Annotated in this window: 15 protein-coding genes; 2 read left to right on the top strand and 13 right to left on the bottom strand. The window is 46.7% G+C overall.

Going from position 1 to position 17,163, the window contains the following annotated elements; genetic code table 11:
• The first annotated feature begins 209 nt into the window (after positions 1 to 209).
• Positions 210 to 1,238 (top strand): NADP-dependent oxidoreductase, encoded by a 1,029-nt coding sequence (locus VT06_RS05985; RefSeq protein ID WP_046553352.1) that lies wholly within the window; start codon positions 210 to 212, stop codon positions 1,236 to 1,238.
• 139 nt (positions 1,239 to 1,377) lie between these two features.
• Positions 1,378 to 1,974 carry a gamma-glutamylcyclotransferase gene (locus VT06_RS05980; protein WP_046553351.1) on the top strand — a complete coding sequence of 199 codons (597 nt, stop codon included), beginning with the start codon at positions 1,378 to 1,380 and terminating at the stop codon, positions 1,972 to 1,974.
• 267 nt (positions 1,975 to 2,241) lie between these two features.
• On the opposite strand, the gene VT06_RS18720 is transcribed toward VT06_RS05980, so the two are convergent.
• The 13 genes from VT06_RS18720 to fdx all read right to left on the bottom strand — a co-directional run bounded on the left by VT06_RS18720 (position 2,242) and on the right by fdx (position 17,162).
• Positions 2,242 to 2,376 carry a hypothetical protein gene (locus VT06_RS18720; RefSeq protein ID WP_255353026.1) on the bottom strand — a complete coding sequence of 45 codons (135 nt, stop codon included), beginning with the start codon at positions 2,374 to 2,376 and terminating at the stop codon, positions 2,242 to 2,244.
• A gap of 57 nt (positions 2,377 to 2,433) precedes the next feature.
• The gene (locus VT06_RS17515; RefSeq protein WP_052750180.1) at positions 2,434 to 3,645 is read right to left on the bottom strand and encodes a hypothetical protein; all 1,212 of its coding nucleotides are present in this window, start codon (positions 3,643 to 3,645) and stop codon (positions 2,434 to 2,436) included.
• A 453-nt stretch (positions 3,646 to 4,098) separates the two neighbouring features.
• Positions 4,099 to 6,366, bottom strand: coding sequence for an arginine/lysine/ornithine decarboxylase (locus tag VT06_RS05970; protein WP_046553350.1), 2,268 nt, complete (start codon positions 6,364 to 6,366; stop codon positions 4,099 to 4,101).
• A 16-nt stretch (positions 6,367 to 6,382) separates the two neighbouring features.
• On the bottom strand, positions 6,383 to 7,867 hold the full coding sequence (gene der, locus VT06_RS05965) for a ribosome biogenesis GTPase Der (RefSeq protein ID WP_046553349.1): 1,485 nt from the start codon (positions 7,865 to 7,867) through the stop codon (positions 6,383 to 6,385).
• 72 nt (positions 7,868 to 7,939) lie between these two features.
• A complete protein-coding gene (gene bamB / locus VT06_RS05960; protein ID WP_046553348.1) occupies positions 7,940 to 9,115 on the bottom strand; it encodes an outer membrane protein assembly factor BamB in 1,176 nt (391 codons plus the stop codon).
• A gap of 12 nt (positions 9,116 to 9,127) precedes the next feature.
• Complete coding sequence (locus VT06_RS05955; protein ID WP_046553347.1) at positions 9,128 to 9,757, bottom strand: tetratricopeptide repeat protein; 630 nt, start codon at positions 9,755 to 9,757, stop codon at positions 9,128 to 9,130.
• A gap of 92 nt (positions 9,758 to 9,849) precedes the next feature.
• Positions 9,850 to 11,127: a histidine--tRNA ligase gene (gene hisS / locus VT06_RS05950; RefSeq protein ID WP_046553346.1), complete on the bottom strand. Its 1,278-nt coding sequence runs from the start codon at positions 11,125 to 11,127 to the stop codon at positions 9,850 to 9,852.
• A gap of 76 nt (positions 11,128 to 11,203) precedes the next feature.
• Complete coding sequence (gene ispG / locus VT06_RS05945; protein WP_046553345.1) at positions 11,204 to 12,316, bottom strand: flavodoxin-dependent (E)-4-hydroxy-3-methylbut-2-enyl-diphosphate synthase; 1,113 nt, start codon at positions 12,314 to 12,316, stop codon at positions 11,204 to 11,206.
• A 2-nt stretch (positions 12,317 to 12,318) separates the two neighbouring features.
• Positions 12,319 to 13,188 (bottom strand): RodZ domain-containing protein, encoded by an 870-nt coding sequence (locus VT06_RS05940; protein ID WP_046553344.1) that lies wholly within the window; start codon positions 13,186 to 13,188, stop codon positions 12,319 to 12,321.
• On the bottom strand, positions 13,185 to 15,026 hold the full coding sequence (gene pilW / locus VT06_RS05935; protein WP_046553383.1) for a type IV pilus biogenesis/stability protein PilW: 1,842 nt from the start codon (positions 15,024 to 15,026) through the stop codon (positions 13,185 to 13,187). Before pilW ends, VT06_RS05940 begins: the two co-directional genes overlap by 4 nt.
• Positions 15,027 to 15,047: 21 nt before the next feature.
• The gene (locus VT06_RS05930) at positions 15,048 to 16,175 is read right to left on the bottom strand and encodes a bifunctional tRNA (adenosine(37)-C2)-methyltransferase TrmG/ribosomal RNA large subunit methyltransferase RlmN (RefSeq protein WP_046553343.1); all 1,128 of its coding nucleotides are present in this window, start codon (positions 16,173 to 16,175) and stop codon (positions 15,048 to 15,050) included.
• A 130-nt stretch (positions 16,176 to 16,305) separates the two neighbouring features.
• Positions 16,306 to 16,737 carry a nucleoside-diphosphate kinase gene (ndk, locus tag VT06_RS05925; RefSeq protein ID WP_046553342.1) on the bottom strand — a complete coding sequence of 144 codons (432 nt, stop codon included), beginning with the start codon at positions 16,735 to 16,737 and terminating at the stop codon, positions 16,306 to 16,308.
• An 86-nt stretch (positions 16,738 to 16,823) separates the two neighbouring features.
• Positions 16,824 to 17,162 (bottom strand): ISC system 2Fe-2S type ferredoxin, encoded by a 339-nt coding sequence (fdx, locus tag VT06_RS05920; protein WP_046553341.1) that lies wholly within the window; start codon positions 17,160 to 17,162, stop codon positions 16,824 to 16,826.
• Between the last annotated feature and the right edge of the window lies 1 nt (position 17,163).

Raw genomic sequence — 17,163 nt, 5'->3', positions numbered from 1 at the left:
TTAGTTGTCGCTCGCCTAGCTGTCAAGATTTTGGTGATTGTGATTAATGGTGCTAACGCCTAGTGTTTGTTACTCACTGTGTTGTTCAGTTGTGCCTGTTGTTCAGTTGTGCCTGTCCTTTTCACTGCTTTATGAACAAAACGTTGTCGTAATGGTCAGAGTGGTTAGGGCTTGCGATATGTGCCGTATAACTTTTTTTGGAGACATTTATGACTACAACTTCTCGTCAACTTGTACTTGCTTCACGTCCAGACGGCGCCCCAAGCAAAGCAAATTTTGAGCTAAAAGAGGTCGACTTATCGGATTTAAAAGACGGTGAAATACTGCTTCGAACGATATATTTATCGCTTGACCCTTACATGCGCGGGCGCATGGACGATGCAAAGTCGTATGCCGATCCGGTCAAGATCGGCGATGTTATGGTAGGTGCGACGGTATGCCAGGTCGAAATATCTAAAAACGATAAGTTTGCGCAAGGCGAATGGGTGCTGGCTTATTCGGGATGGCAAGACTATGCCATTTCTGACGGAAAAGGCCTCACGCAATTAGGTAAAAACCCAAGTAATCCTTCATATGCCTTAGGTATTTTGGGTATGCCAGGATTTACTGCATACATGGGTTTACTGGACATTGGCGCGCCAAAAGCCGGTGAAACGGTTGTTGTTGCCGCCGCGACTGGGCCAGTGGGCGCCACCGTTGGCCAAATTGCCAAGATAAAAGGATGCAAGGTAGTGGGTGTTGCTGGCGGTAGTGCAAAATGCCGATACGCGGTGGAAAAACTCGGTTTTGATGCCTGTATAGATCACAACGCCGACGATTTTGCAGAACAACTGAAAAAGGCCTGTGATGAAGGTATTGATGTTTATTTTGAAAGTGTAGGCGGCAAGGTGTTTGATGCGGTGTTACCACTACTGAATACATGTGCGCGCATACCTTTGTGTGGATTAGTGTCACAGTACAATGCCACCAGCTTACCCAACGGACCCGACCGCCTGTTTATGTTGATGGGGCAATTGCTCAGAAAACGCATTAAAATGCAGGGCTTTATTATTTTTGAAGATTACGGCGATCATTACGCCGATTTCAGTAAAGAGATGCAAAAATGGTTGAGCGAAGACAAAATCAGTTATCGTGAACATATTGTCGACGGTATTGAAAATACCCTCGACGCCTTTAATGATATGATGGCCGGTAAAAACTTTGGCAAAACGGTAGTTAAGCTCAACAGCCCGCTTTAGAGCTAATTGGCGGGCATTGGCACACTACTGTTTACTATTCGCTTGAAAAAGCCCCGGAATACCTCGGGGTCATAAAGTCTTGGTAGCATATATGACCACACCTGTTTTCTTTTAACGTACGTTGGCTATCCGGAGCCTTATGTCACACAACACTATTTCCCTGAACCAACAGCGCCAGCCATTAGAACACCTGGAATCGGTTTGGTTGTTTGGTTATGGTTCACTGATTTATAAAACTGACTTTCCTTATCTGCAACGCAAGCCTGCCTTTATTTATGGCTGGCAACGTCGCTTCTGGCAAGGTTCGCATGATCATCGCGGCACGCCACAGGCACCGGGCCGGGTGCTCACCCTGATTGAAGCGCCTGGCGAGCGCTGTGTAGGCATGGCGTATCAGGTAACGCCAGATACCTTTGAGCATTTAGACCATCGCGAAAAAAACGGCTACCTGCGGGTATTTACCGAATTGCATTGGCTGGATGAACCCAGCCAGAATACGCCCTCTCCTTCTACGGGCCTGGTGTATTTGGCTAGCGCCGATAATGAGGCTTATCTTGGCCCAGACAGTGATGAGGCTATCGCTGCGCATATTGCCCGTAGCCAAGGCCCAAGTGGCCCCAATAGTGAATACTTACTAAAACTGGCGCAAGCACTACGGGAAATGAATGAACACGACGAGCATGTGTTTGCTATTGAGCAGCAGCTGTTAAAGCAATTAAACCAGTTGTGTCGTTAGACTCATTAGGGCCAGGTCAAAATTTACTTTACGTGGAATATTTTACTGGATCTGGCCCTATTAATTGCTACTGCCTGGATCGGTATGAATAATCGATCTGGAGCCATGCTTACCTATCCCAATAAGTACTTATTAAAAAACGCCATGTCCAGTTAAACATGGCGTTTTTCAGCTATCGGGCTATTCATTAACTTGAGATCTAATTTACCTATTAACACCTGAAGCTGAATAAAAGCCATGTAATACTGAGTTAATCGGCTGCAATTGTTAAACTCTGCCAGTTAAGAAGAGTAACAACACAATAAGCAGTATTAACCCACCTAAACCGCCAATAAATACGTTTTGAACCAAAGCACCCGCGATTAACAGCAGTATTACCAATCCTATAAGACCTATTCTCATATTATGTTCCTCGCACTTTTCTGTTATGTGAACTTGCGACCATGCCAATTCATCTAATTACCGCTGAACTGCATACACACGACGTACCGCCCCAGCACCTGAGTGACCGCCAAATAAGCCCGCTAACATTCCTAATGCGGCAGCTATAAACGCTGACCATAATACTGCTTGAGTATAAGTACCAATTGCTTCGGTAGCTTCGTTTAGCTCTGCTTTAGCTCGCTCAATGAACTGCTGTGCTTCTTTTTCGGCACCATCAACAATTGCTTGAATGTCAGCTTCAGACAAGTTGGTATTTACTGAGAGCACATTTTTAGCCATTTCAGGTTTACCCATTATTAAATATTGGCCTGCTTCAAGCATAATGTCTGGATCCAACTGTTGCAAAGCGCGGTTCACTTCTTGAGAAGATAGTTGTGAGCCAGCCATACCAGCGATAGATTGACTCATAGCGCTTCTAACATCATTGAATTGTTCATTCAGCCATTGTTTGACTTGCTGTGCACTATCAGACTTGCTCCAACTCTGTACTTTTTGCTCAGCGCCCGTAATAATTGAATCAATCTCAGCTTTTGACAAGGTGCTACGCTGCGTTAACTCGCTGCGTGCTTTTTCTGTATCGCCGGCAATCAGTGCACTGGTAATTGCACCGGTATCCTCTGCATTCAGAGATTCTATGGCCTTGCGCACTTCACCTTGATTTGGACTATTCGCACCGCTGCTATTACTACTTATTATGCGTGCTGACTGGCGTTTAATTATTGCAGCAATACTGGTAATAACTGATTCGGGTAAACCGCTATTTACTTCTGAACTAGAGGCTCTGGCGATGACCGACATGCTCACTTTATTGGCTGTTCCTAACGCGCCACTGATTGAATTTACTATCCCACCGATACCAGAAGCACCTAACAAGATAATGAGTAATGTACCAAGTGACCACACCGTTAAACCATGCAAGGCACCAATACGATCATCAGCAGTTCCGGCCATTTTGGCCGCAAGTAATCCGCCAGCGAACGTAGCAATAATAGTGGTTAACAGTATCCAAATTATTGATCCAATTCCTAAACCGTCTCCTATTGCCGATAAATCTGTAGCGTCAGCAATGCTTACTCCAATTGCAGAGCCAAGTAATAACATGAGCCAACTGAGCGCAATGAATAAGCTAACACCCGCAAATATGCCCCCCCAACTAATGCGATGCCCTACCGGGATATTAAAAGTAGCCGCCGTTGTGGCAGATGTATTATTTGTATCTATTGCCATGATGAGCTCCTGGATTAAATAGACGGACGCTGTCTCAACTTATTCAGCTACCGAAGCGTTAAGTAATTAACATTTAATGCATAACGCTCACCGCAAGATTTAAGCCAACTTAACTAAATTACGGTTTCTCCATGTAGTGTTTTGCAGCTGATTCATCGTGGACTTAGGAAAAACAAGGCTATCGCTAGGTTTAGAATCTGTTAAATAAAACTCTGAAATACGTACTTATCAGTCGTTCTGCTGCCACACTGCAAAGTTAATTTACACAAATTCAGCCAAGATCTATAACACTTACCGGATGGCAAGTAATATTTACAACGTGCTAGTAAACCATACGTGCTAATAGAACGCTGTTGGGTTTTACAACCGTATAGCTGGTAACTGACACTGACATTTTTAGGATGAAAAAGATACGCGCACCTATCAGTGCGCGAGGGGTGATGTTAGCTAGTCCTAACCGCTTGATATATCCTTTACCACATCGATAAAGTAATGACTTTCGCCAGCGATAGTTTCGCGCACCAGTCCATGAACGTCAGTCTCGAAACCCGGGAACTGGCTGTTAAAGGCGCGGGTGAATTTCAGGTAATTAATAATGGTTTGGTTAAAGCGCTCACCCGGCACCATCAGCGGAATACCCGGTGGGTAAGGGGTCACTAACATAGCAGTTACCCGACCAGCAATGTCATCGATTGATACCCGCTCTATTTCGCGGTGCGCCATTTTCGCCCAGGCATCGGCCGGAGTCATTGCGGTTTCAATGGTCGACAGATACATTTCGGTGGTGACTTTCGCCACGTCAAACTGGCGGTAAATATTATGAATTTGCTGGCATAAATCGCGCAGGCCTACTTTTTCATAGCGTGGGGTCTTCGCCACAAATTCTGGCATTACCCGCCACATTGGCAAGTTTTGGTCGTAATCATCTTTAAACTGCTGTAACTCAGTTACCATTGAATTCCAACGGCCTTTAGTGATGCCTATGGTAAACATGATAAAAAACGAATACAGACCGGTTTTTTCAATAATAATGCCGTGCTCAGCCAGATATTTACTAACAATAGTAGCCGGTATGCCTTGCTCGTCAAACTGGCCCAGCATATTTAAACCTGGAGTTATAATGGTCGCTTTTATTGGATCAAGGATATTAAAGCCTGACTCTATTGGCCCAAAACCATGCCAGCTGTCACTGGCGTGTAACATCCAGTTGTCACGCTCGCCTATGCCTTCTTCCGGCAAATGCTCGGGGCCCCATACTTTAAACCACCAGTCGTCATCACCAAACTCGGCATCAACTTTGCGCATAGCCCGGCGAAAATCGATGGCTTCCAATAGGCTTTCTTCTACCAGCGACGTACCACCAGGCGCTTCCATCATTGCCGCAGCCACGTCACAGCTGGCAATAATGGCATATTGCGGGCTGGTAGAACTGTGCATTAAATATGACTCGTTAAAACGGTGCGTATCCAGCGTACGGTTAGTGGCGTTTTGCACCAGAATTTGTGACGCCTGCGATAAACCAGCTAACAACTTATGCGTAGACTGGGTAGCAAATACCAGCGTTTCATCTGAACGCGGCCGGTCTTTTCCAATAGCATGCATATTTTTATAAAAGTCATGGAAGCTGGCATGCGGCAGCCAAGCCTCGTCAAAGTGCAACGTGTCGATAGTTGAGCCCAGTTCTTGCTTAATTTCTTCCACGTTATACAAAATGCCGTCGTAGGTACTTTGGGTAATGGTTAAAATGCGCGGCTTTTTGTTCTTGGCATTGCGGGCAAACGGGTTCGCCTCAATTTTTTTGGCAATGGCCTCTGGTGAAAACTCACTTTTCGGAATAGGCCCAATAATGCCGTAATGGTTGCGGGTTGGCATTAAAAATACCGGTATCGCGCCGGTCATAATAATCGAATGTAGAATCGATTTGTGGCAGTTACGATCGACCACCACGATATCGCCGGGTGCTACCACTGAATGCCAGACCATTTTATTCGAGGTAGAGGTACCGTTAGTCACAAAAAACAAATGGTCAGCATTAAAAATGCGGGCAGCGTTTTGCTCACTTTGCGCTACCGGACCGGTATGGTCCAGTAATTGGCCTAATTCGTCTACCGAGTTACACACATCGGCCCGTAACATGTTTTCACCAAAAAACTGATGAAACATTTGGCCGACCGGGCTTTTTAAAAACGCCACACCACCCGAATGGCCTGGGCAATGCCAGGAATAAGATCCGTCTGAAGCATAATCCATTAGCGCATTAAAAAACGGTGGTGCCAGCGCATCCAGATACTTTTGTGCCTCACGGATAATATGCCGGGCCACAAACTCCGGGGTGTCTTCAAACATATGAATAAAGCCGTGCAGCTCGCGCAGTACATCGTTTGGAATATGTCGGCTGGTGCGGGTTTCACCGTAGAGAAAAATCGGAATATCGGCGTTACGTTTACGCACTTCTTTTACAAAAGCCCTGAGTTCAGTTAGGGCGGTATTCACATCAGCATCACTGCCACTACCAAACTCTTCATCGTCTATCGATAAAATAAAACACGATGCCCGGCTGGCTTGCTGGGCAAAGGCCGTCAAGTCGACATAACTGGTATAACCGACCACCTCGAAGCCTTGGCTACCGATAGCCTGTGCCAAATCACGAATACCTGAGCCAGAAATATTTTCTGAGCGAAAATCTTCATCGATAACAATGACCGGAAAACGAAATTTCATTAGTTAGTCCTTGCTGTTAATCTTTTTTGGCCACTTTCTGACGGGCTTTCATTAAACGCTCGCGTTTGTATTTTTGCAGCGCCGTTTCAGTGTTCTTTTTAGTCGGGGTAAAAGGGTTTTCCCCTTCACGGAATTCAACCCGCACCGGTGTACCCATCATCTGCAGCGCTTTACGATAATAATTCATTAAATAGCGCTTGTAGGAGTCGGGTAAGTCTTTTACCTGGTTACCGTGAATAACAATAATTGGCGGGTTGTAACCACCGGCATGGGCATATTTTAATTTTACCCGCCGACCATGCACCATTGGTGGCTGATGGTCTTCCTGAGCCATTTTCATGATACGGGTTAGTAAAGATGTACTTACCCGCTTGGTGGCAGAATCAAAGGCTTCTTCTACCGATTCAAATAAATTACCTACCCCCGAGCCATGTAACGCCGAAATAAAATGCAATCGGGCAAAATCGATAAATCCAAGCCGGCGGTCCAGCTCACGCTTTATTTCTTCTTTAATGCTGTCGTTCAGGCCATCCCATTTATTTACCGCGATAACCAGTGAACGGCCGGCATTTAAGGCAAAACCTAAAATACTTAAATCTTGATCAGAAATGCCCTGCTGCGCATCCAGCACCAATAGTACGACGTTGGCCTCTTCGATAGCTTGCAGTGTTTTAATTACTGAGAACTTTTCCACCATGTCGTCAATTTTACCGCGACGACGGACACCGGCGGTGTCAATAAGCGTGTAATTGCGTTCATTGCGCTGCATCGGAATAAATACCGAGTCACGCGTGGTACCGGGCATATCAAATACCACTACCCGCTCTTCGCCTAAAATACGATTAGTCAGGGTAGATTTACCGACATTGGGCCGGCCAACAATCGCCAGTTTAATATGCTCATTGCGCAAACGCGCCGCTTCGGCATCAGCCTGTTCTTCAGTTAAGGTTTCCAGATCAAGCTCTGCTTCACCGCTAGCTTCTGCAGCGGCATTTTCGGCTAGTTTGTCGGCCAAAAAAGGCAATAGCGCATGCTGCAACAATGACGACACACCACGGCCATGCGCTGCGGCAATCGGATACACATCACCAATACCTAGGCTATAAAAATCAGCCACAGCAGTGTCAGCATCTAGGCCATCGGTTTTGTTCGCCACCAGAAATACCGGTTTTTCAACCCGGCGGATATGCGCCGCAATGGCACCATCACCATTGGTAACGCCGGCACGGGCATCGACCATAAACAGTACCACGTCAGCTTCTGCTATCGCCTTAAGCGATTGCTCGGCCATTTCAACTTCAATACCTTGCTCGTTGCCGTCAATACCGCCGGTATCAACCACAATAAACTCCATGCCCTCAAAATTTACTGAGCCGTATTTACGATCACGGGTTAAGCCAGGAAAATCCGCTACCAGAGCATCGCGGGTGCGGGTTAAACGATTAAATAACGTGGATTTGCCAACATTGGCGCGCCCCACCAGAGCCACTACAGGTAACATTCAGTCAACCTCAAAAATAAGAAAACAGGCCTATTAAGGCCTGTTCCTTCGATTATATGCACAGGATACCGGTTAAGGTACTTGTAATAAGACTAGCTCACCATTACGGCTTGTCACTAATATATAGTCATCGTTTGCTATCGCTTCGCGATAAAAGCCAGAACTATCGAAACGTTGGCGGGCAACAAAATCGCCGGTTTCGCGATTAAGCCAATGCAGGTTACCTTTGTTGTCCCCTACCACCAAATACTCTTTATATACGGTTGGCCCGGTTAAAAAATGCCGCTGTAACCCTTGCTGGCCCCATACTTCAGTACCATTACGCCGATCAACCGCATAAATACCACCGGTAGAATCAACCAGGTACAAGATATTACCGGCCACCGCCATGTTGCGGAAACTGGCATAGTCACGCTTCCATAACTGTCGACCACTGCGCAATTCCATCGCCACTAGTTCACCGTTGAAAGAGATAGTATACAGCGTACCGGCAACAATTATCGGCTTAGCATCCACATCAACCAGCCGCGATAAATCAGTACTGCCTTGCGGTAAAGCAATGGCTTCTTCCCATGCCTGGTAACCACGTTCAGCCAGCAAAATACCTACCCGGCCGGTACCGCTACCATAAACAACACCACCCGCTTCTATTACCGGCTCACTGACACCCCGAATAGTTAATGCCGGTTGCTCGTCTTCAAAAATCCAGCGCTGCTCACCGCTATCAGGGTCTAAACCAATAAGGTTACCAGCCGTGGTGGCAACCACCACTAAACCATCGCCGGTAGCCGGGCTGGCCAATACTTCACCTTTAACCGGTACCCGCCATATCAACTGGCCAGAGGTCGCGTCCAGCGCAAATACTTCACCATTTTCGGTACCCAGATACAGTTTGTCAGCACTAAAACCGATACCGCCAGAAATACGGGCCGTGTCGGCACTAAAGCGGCTCAGCAGGGATGATTTACCCTCGTTGCGTAAATCAAAGCTCCAGAGGGTTCGGCCATTACTAAGGCTTTTCGCTACTACGATACCTTCTCGACTGGCCGCATACACTTTATCATCACGGATCAGTGGTTTTAATGCTGATTCATAATGCGCGACCCCTTTACCGACTTTACTTTGCCATACTTTAGTGGGGTTGATGCTGTTTTTAACATCAGGCAGCACCAACTTTTCTTTGCTGGAACACGCATTTAACGCCAGCGCCATAATAATAATGGCTGATGTTTTTCCGAATAATTTCACGCCTACCCCTTGTTAACTGGCTGTAATATGAGCCAATTCATCCAGTTTTACCTGCAATAATGGTTGGCTTTGCTCGCTACTGGCCAGCGCTTGCTGATAAGCGGCTTTCGCTTGAGCTAACTCACCGGTTAATTGCAATACATCGCCTTTTAATTCAGCCTGCTGAGCCACAAAACTTGCTGGAACCGTTTGCTGTAAGCTAATTAAGGCATCAGCATAATTACCTTGTTCGCGTTGTACCCTGGCAAGCCGCAATTGTGCAATTGCTTTTACCGGCGCATCTTTAGCATTATTCATTACCCAGTTTAAATGCTCTGCTGCGGTAGCCAGTTGCTGGTTATCGATCGCTTCGCGGGCTGCCAATAACGCGGCAAACACCGCATAACTGTTGTTACCCTGCGTATTAATAAAGCTTTTAGCACTGTCTAACCACTCGTTACCCTGGCTTTGTTGTTGTTCCAGCAACTGGCTATACTGGGCGGAAACCAGCTCGGCCTGACTACGCTGATCGGCCTGGTAATAACGCCAGCCATACAAACCGGCCAACCCTATTATGACTCCGCCTAAAATAGCTTTGCCGTAGTCATTCCAAAAACGTTTAATGGCTTCAACCTGTTGCTCTTCGCTGCTGTAAATTTCCAAAGTTACTACTCCGTAAGATCTTGTATAATCCGACTTGGCCAAACGCTAGCCAGCCTGCTTCTTTACCCAATTCTTATATTTAAAATATTTTATCAACACCCATTTGCTATCAGCTGCCGGGGTAAATTTTCCAGCGCCAGAGTCTGCTGAGGCGCGTCCTGACGTAACCATTTTAAGGTAATTTCGCCGCGACTAAGTTCCTCATCACCGAGAATGAGCCCCCACTCAGCGCCCGATTTATCAGCTCGTTTCATCTGTTTTTTCAGGTTGCCACCACCGCAGTGCAAGATAACACGTTTGCTGCTTAAGCCGCTACGCAGCTGTTCGGCAATACTAATGGCCGCAAGTTCCGCCGCATCACCTATTGGCATAATATAGATATCTGCCGTAGCCTCAGGTAATGTAACCAGTTGCAGTGTTTGCAATAACAACACCAGACGTTCCATACCTAGCGCGAAGCCAACTGCTGGGGTGCTTTTACCGCCTAATTGTTCTACCAGGCCATCATAGCGGCCGCCTGCACAAACCGTGCCCTGCGAACCCAGTTCAGTGGTAACCCATTCAAATACCGTTTTATTGTAGTAATCAAGGCCACGTACTAACCTTGGATTAACCGTATAGGCAATGCCCGCTTTATCCAGCCGGCGTTTTAGCTGACTAAAGTGTTCAGCTGAATCAGCATCCAGGTAATCGCTTAACTGCGGCGCGCCAGAAAGTAGCTCAGCTAACGCCGGGTTTTTGCTATCTAGCACCCGTAACGGGTTACTGTGCATCCGGCGCAGACTGTCGTCATCTAACAGCGCCTGATGCCGCTCTAAATACACCACCAACGCTTGCCTATACGTTTTACGGGCGGCGTTTGAACCTAAAGAATTTAATTGTAAGCTAACATAAGGCGCTAAACCCAATTGTTGCCACAAATGTGCGGTTAATGTAATGACTTCAGCGTCGATATCACTGCTGGCAATACCAAAGGCTTCCAGACCAAACTGATGAAACTGCCGATAACGGCCTTTTTGTGGCCGTTCATGTCGAAACATCGGGCCCATGTACCACAACCGTTGTTCCTGGTTATACAGTAAGCCATGCTCGTTACCGGCCCGTACACAACAAGCGGTACCTTCCGGGCGTAAGGTCAGGCTATCGCCATTACGATCACTAAAGGTATACATTTCTTTTTCAACGATATCGGTCACTTCACCAATTGAGCGTTTAAATAGCTCAGTCATTTCTACAATGGGAAAGCGAATTTCACTATAACCAAAGCGGGTTACCGTGCTGCGTAATATCTGCTCAAGATGTTGCCATAACGGCGTGTCTTGTGGCAGACAATCGTTCATACCGCGTATTGCCTGAATATTTTTTGCCAAAATCTTATTCTCATTGCGAAGCTAAAAACCGGGCGATTATAAGCGGTGTCAGCGAAAACTCCAAATCGCCTTAGCATTAATCCAGTTGTTTAATACCAATTAGCTGTTCCCGGGCCACTAAATACTGGCGCACCTGCTGCTCTAACTGTTCGGCAATATTGTTATTGTCCAGCCGCAGTTTCTGACGCTGACCATTAAGATAAAAACCGCTTTTACGGTTAGCACCAGCGACACCTAAGTCTGAAATAAGGGCTTCGCCCGGACCGTTTACCACGCAACCAATAACTGACACGGTTAACGGTTCAATAATATCTTCCAGCCGCTGCTCTAGCTCGTTCATGGTTTTGATTACATCAAATTCCTGACGCGAACAGCTTGGACAAGCAATAAAATTAATACCACGTTGGCGAATGCGCAGCGATTTAAGAATATCAAACGCTACTTTTACTTCTTCTACCGGATCAGCTGCCAGTGAAATACGGATAGTGTCACCAATGCCCTCGGCCAGCAGCATACCCAATCCTATGGCTGATTTAACCGCACCGGCACGGGCACCACCTGCTTCGGTAATGCCCAAATGCAGTGGCTGTTTAATTTGCTTCGCCAGTAAGCGATAAGCGCCTACGGCTAAAAATACATCGGAGGCTTTTACACTCACTTTAAATTGATCGAAATTCAACCGATCAAGAATATCCACATGGCGCATGGCTGATTCAACCAACGCCTCAGGAGTTGGCTCGGTATATTTTTTCTGAATATCAGCTTCCAGTGAGCCACCATTAACGCCAATGCGGATCGGAATATTATGATCTCTGGCGCAATCGACTACCGCGCGGATCCGTTCTTCATTGCCAATGTTACCCGGATTAATCCGTAAACAATCGGCACCATATTCGGCCACTTTTAAGGCAATCCGATAATCAAAATGAATATCGGCTACCAACGGAATAGGCGACTGCAATTTAATCAGCTTAAACGCTTCTGCAGCCTCCATCGTCGGTACTGACACTCGAACGACATCGGCACCAGCAGCGGCAATAGCTTGAATTTGCGCCAGTGTTGCCGCCACATCGGTAGTACGGGTGTTTGTCATTGACTGCACTGCAATTGGAGCATCACCACCGATGGCGACACTTCCTACGTGAATTTGCGTGCTCAAGCGTCGGGTAATAGGATTGTCAGCAAACATGATTAATCGGGTTCCGCCAAAGTAAATTTTGCCACCCGCCCTGCCGGCAGTGATGACATATCAAAAGGTTTATTGTTTAACGTAACTACCACCACACTAGGATTACCTAACGTTACAATAAAGGGTGCCTTACCACTGACACTCATCTTGTAACCTGCATCCTTGGTACCATAAGCAATACGATTACCATCAGCGTCTAGCACATCAATCCAGCAATTGTCTTGAAACACCATCGTTATTTCATCAGGCTGCGGCTCGTTTGCTTTCACTAACTCTGCTAATGCTTGCTCGGCAATAAAATCAGGCAGGCTAATAGCGGTTGTGGCTGCAGGTTCAGGTTCGACTTCAGACTCAGGTTCAACCGCGGTATTAACTGACCCGGCACTATTGCCTGCTTCACTTTGCTCATCCGCCACCGCCGGTAGCGTTGCTGCTGGTATTACTGGCTGGTTTTCTATAATAGGGCTTGCCGTTTGCCACCACCATAGCACCAGCATCAGCACTAAAATTAAACCAATAGCATAGGTTAACCACATAAAACGATTTTCAGTCACTTGCCGCGCAGTACGATTAGAAAAAGTACGCATCGGTTTTGCCGGCTCGGAAGGGCTACCTGTCTGTTGCTCGAACGCTTGTAATACTTGCTGCTCAGGCAGTTTAACCAATCTGGCATACGCTCGCAAATAACCGCGAACAAAGGTTATTAACATGTTACTGTCCAGCTGATCAGCTTCAATCTGAGCAATCAGCGTGACCTTTAAATTTAATTGTAATGCTACTTCAGCCACACTGAGTTTGCGCTGCTCTCTGGCTTGACGTAATAGCTGGCCTGCGGTTGTTGCACTTGTTGGAATATCTTCGCTATGGGTCATGGTTGAACACTTGCCGGGTCAACAATTAATACCTGCTGGCCAACCCGCAGCTTGCTTTGTTCAGTTAAACTATTCCAAGCCATAAAACGCTCCAGCCGAATATTGTACTGAAAAGAAATACCAAACATGGTCTCACCAGCGGTAACCTGATGATAAGGTTCTGTTGACAATACGGCTGCGCTGCTTTTTACCAGTCGCACGGCGGGCTGCGCTTGTTGTAACAGACTCTCACTAACCTCACCCAACCAAATCCGTTGATCAGTTTTAATCACCGATTCCGGAGTAAGCTGGTTCCACTGCATAAGGCGGGCTAGCCGGATATTATGCTGTACCGAGATGGCATAGAGCGACTCTCCTTCCTGTACCACATGAAAAGCGGGCAAAGCTGCTGGTTCTGGCGTTGATATTTCGGCAACAGCAGCCGGAACCGCTTGCTCAGCAACAACAGTATCACTGGTTGACGGTAGCTCGGTTAATACTGTTTCGGCTGGCAAGGTTTCCAAAGGGGTGGCAACCAGCACTAATTGGCTGGCTGCAGCAGCCTGTTCAGCAGCAAGTTTGTCAGCCTGTTGCTTTGCCTCACGTTGAACAGCCACCACGCGTTCAGCTGCCAACCGTACTGCTTCCAGACGAATTTCGGCCTGTTTAACAGCATGTTGTTCAGCCGCTAATGCCAAAGCCGCTACACGGTCGGCTTCTTGCTCTGCCTGCTGCAGCGCAGCCAATTCTTGCGCCGCTGCAGCATTCTCAGCACCAGCCTCAGGTGAACTTTCAAACGCAGGCGGCACGCTTAATGCTAAGGAACCAGCGATAGCTTGACGGCTAACAGAGTTGGCGGTTGTTGTGGCTTTTTTAGCGGCCGCTGTTTTAGTGGTAGCGCTAGTCATTGCTGAACCAACATTACTGGCTGCTTCAGTTGATTTACGCCGTACCACTCGTAATCTGGGATTATCTGTTGGTGCTGTTGGCGCAATAACTGTCGACGAATCAGTTGGCACAACAATATTGGCCATGAGACTTAATTTATATTGCTCACGTAATTGCTCAAATTCACTTTCCAGCAGTCGTTGTTGCAGTATTAAGCGGGCTTCCGGAGTATCAATATATAACGATAACAACAACTGTTCTGCGTGTTTCATGGTGCTCATATCACCCTGTTTCTCAGCGACCAGATAGTTAAGCAAAGTACTACGGGCAGATACACGGCCTAAGCGTTGAATACGTTGCAATGCCGTTTTGGCAGCAACATTATCGCCCATGGCATAGCTTACTGCAGCAAGATTGATCAGCGAGCTAATTCGGGTACCATTATGAGACACTGATGATTCGAGGAAAGTTTTGGCTGAAGTAAAGCCTTGTTGGTCTAATTCGCACAACGCCAAATTCTCGTAGCTTTCGGCTACCCGGATATAACCGGGTAAGGATATCGCTTTTAATAATAACGTTTCGGCTTCGTCGTACTTACCTACCTGGCATAAAAAGGCGCCATAATTATTGTAAGCATCGGCGTTTTTGCTATCTTTTGATAAAGCTTGCTTATAGGCTTCCTCAACCTGAGCATGTTCACCCACAGCTTGAAAGTAAAATGCCAGAGCATTGTATACCTCTGGCATATCGGGGGCGAATGCCCTGGCTCGCTCTAAATTAAATTTAGCCTGGGTGGTATCACCGCGGCGTAAATAATTTAAGCCCAGAGAAATTCGGGTACGAGCGGCTTCACTATTGTCAAGATTACGCTGACCAACCTTACGGTCAGATCCGACGTAGCTGCTTTCTGACACGCAAGCTGTGAGGGTTACCACGGCACACAGCGTTAGCCCCACCAAAATTTTCTGCATTACCACTGGTCATCCCTTGGGTTACAGCAGCGTTTTAACCAGAATTGGCTGGCCTTTTTGCTGCTTTTTTATCAGTCTTTTAGTTCGATCTATCACATCACCAACTAGTTGGCCACAAGCGGCGTCGATATCATCGCCCCGGGTCTTGCGTACCATAACAATAAAACCATGCTGTTGTAACACCTTGCTAAATCGGTCAATACGCGAATTACTTGAACGCTTATAAGGTGAACCCGGGTACGGATTAAAGGGTATCAGATTAATCTTTGCCGGTGTATCTTGCAATGCTTGCGCCAATTCGTGAGCCTGTTCCATACTGTCATTAACGCCATCGAGCATAACATACTCTACTGTGACCTTGTCATTAGCCTTAGAGTTCTCAACATAACGACGCGATGCCGCTAAAAACTGCTCCATCGGATATTTTTTGTTTACCGGTACTAATTCGTCTCGTAAGGCATTGTTAGGGGCGTGCAAGGAAATAGCTAAGGCAACATCAATACGTTCACGTAATAAATCAAGAGCCGGTACCACACCTGAGGTACTTAAGGTAACCCGGCGTTTCGATAAGCCAAAGCCATAATCATCTAACATTAGCTCCATGGCTGGCACCACATTATTCAGGTTAAGCAGTGGCTCGCCCATGCCCATCATAACCACGTTAGTCACCGGTTTTTCGCCGGTATCACCATAGCTGCCAATAATTTGCGCCACCCGCCACACCTGGCCGATGATTTCTGACACACTCAGGTTACGATTAAAACCCTGCTGAGCGGTAGAACAAAAAGTGCAATCTAGTGCACAACCTACCTGAGACGACACGCAAAGCGTTCGCCGGTCTTTTTCCGGGATCCAGACCGTTTCAACTTCTTGCCCTCCGGCCAAACCCATAACAAATTTTATCGTGCCATCGACACTGTCCTGTCGCGTTACCACCACAGGGGCCACAATAACCGCCAGCGTTTTTAACTTATCACGCAGTGGTTTATTGATATTGGTCATTTTGTCGAAGTCGTCAATGCAGTAATGATAAATCCATTTCATTACTTGATCTGCCCGAAACGGTTTTTCACCCAACGAGACAAAAAACTGCTGCATTTGAGCGCGGTTTAAATCTAACATATTTACCTGATTTACCGGCTTATTCATACCCAGACCACTCCTTATAACACCTATCAATAACCTACTTTTAATGTGGCATACTGCTGCTGCCTCAGACAAAAAGGGGGCTAACGCCCCCTTTGTCTTCAGCTAACGCAATTAACTGTTGTACTGACAATTAACGCGTGCGGTTACACAGCTCAGCGGCAGTAAAAAAGTAAGCAATTTCACGGGCAGCTGAAACAGCAGCATCAGAGCCGTGTACTGCATTTTCATCAATGCTGTCAGCATAATCAGCACGTAAAGTGCCTGCTAACGCATCTTTAGGGTTTGTGGCACCCATAATTTCGCGGTTTTTACGCACGGCGTCTTCGCCTTCTAACACCTGAACCATTACCGGGCCTGATGTCATAAAGCTGACTAACGCTTTAAAGAACGGACGCTCTTTGTGTTCGCCATAAAAACCTTCAGCTTGTTCCTGGCTTAAGTGTAGCATTTTAGAGGCAACGATACGCAGGCCGGCAGATTCGAAACGGTGATAAATAGCACCAATCAGATTTTTAGCAACTGCATCAGGTTTAAGGATTGAGAAAGTACGTTCTAAGGCCATGTCAGGCTCCTGTAATTAAAGCGTTAAAATTTTAAGGCGGCAAATTATACGCTAATTGCCGAAAAAAACCTATATCGACATTTATTTCAATGGCCTTCACTGACCATATTGACGGTATATTTTGGGATCTCGACCACCAGATCTTCGTCAGCAATTCTAGCCTGACAACCTAACCGCGATTCTGGTTCCAGCCCCCAGGCTTTATCTAACATGTCGTCTTCTAACTCGTCGCTTTCGTTCAATGAGTAAAACCCTTCCCGCACAATGACATGACAGGTTGTGCAGGCACAGGATTTTTCACAGGCGTGCTCAATAGAAATACCGTGCTTCAGCGCTACGTCCAGCACAGTATCACCAACGTTAGCCTCTAGCGCCGCCCCTTGCGGGCATAGTTCAGCATGGGGTAAAAACACTATCTTTGGCATG

The organism is Arsukibacterium sp. MJ3 (assembly GCF_000987765.1).
Taxonomy (GTDB): domain Bacteria; phylum Pseudomonadota; class Gammaproteobacteria; order Enterobacterales; family Alteromonadaceae; genus Alishewanella.
This window is presented reverse-complemented; position numbering and strand designations above follow the sequence as displayed.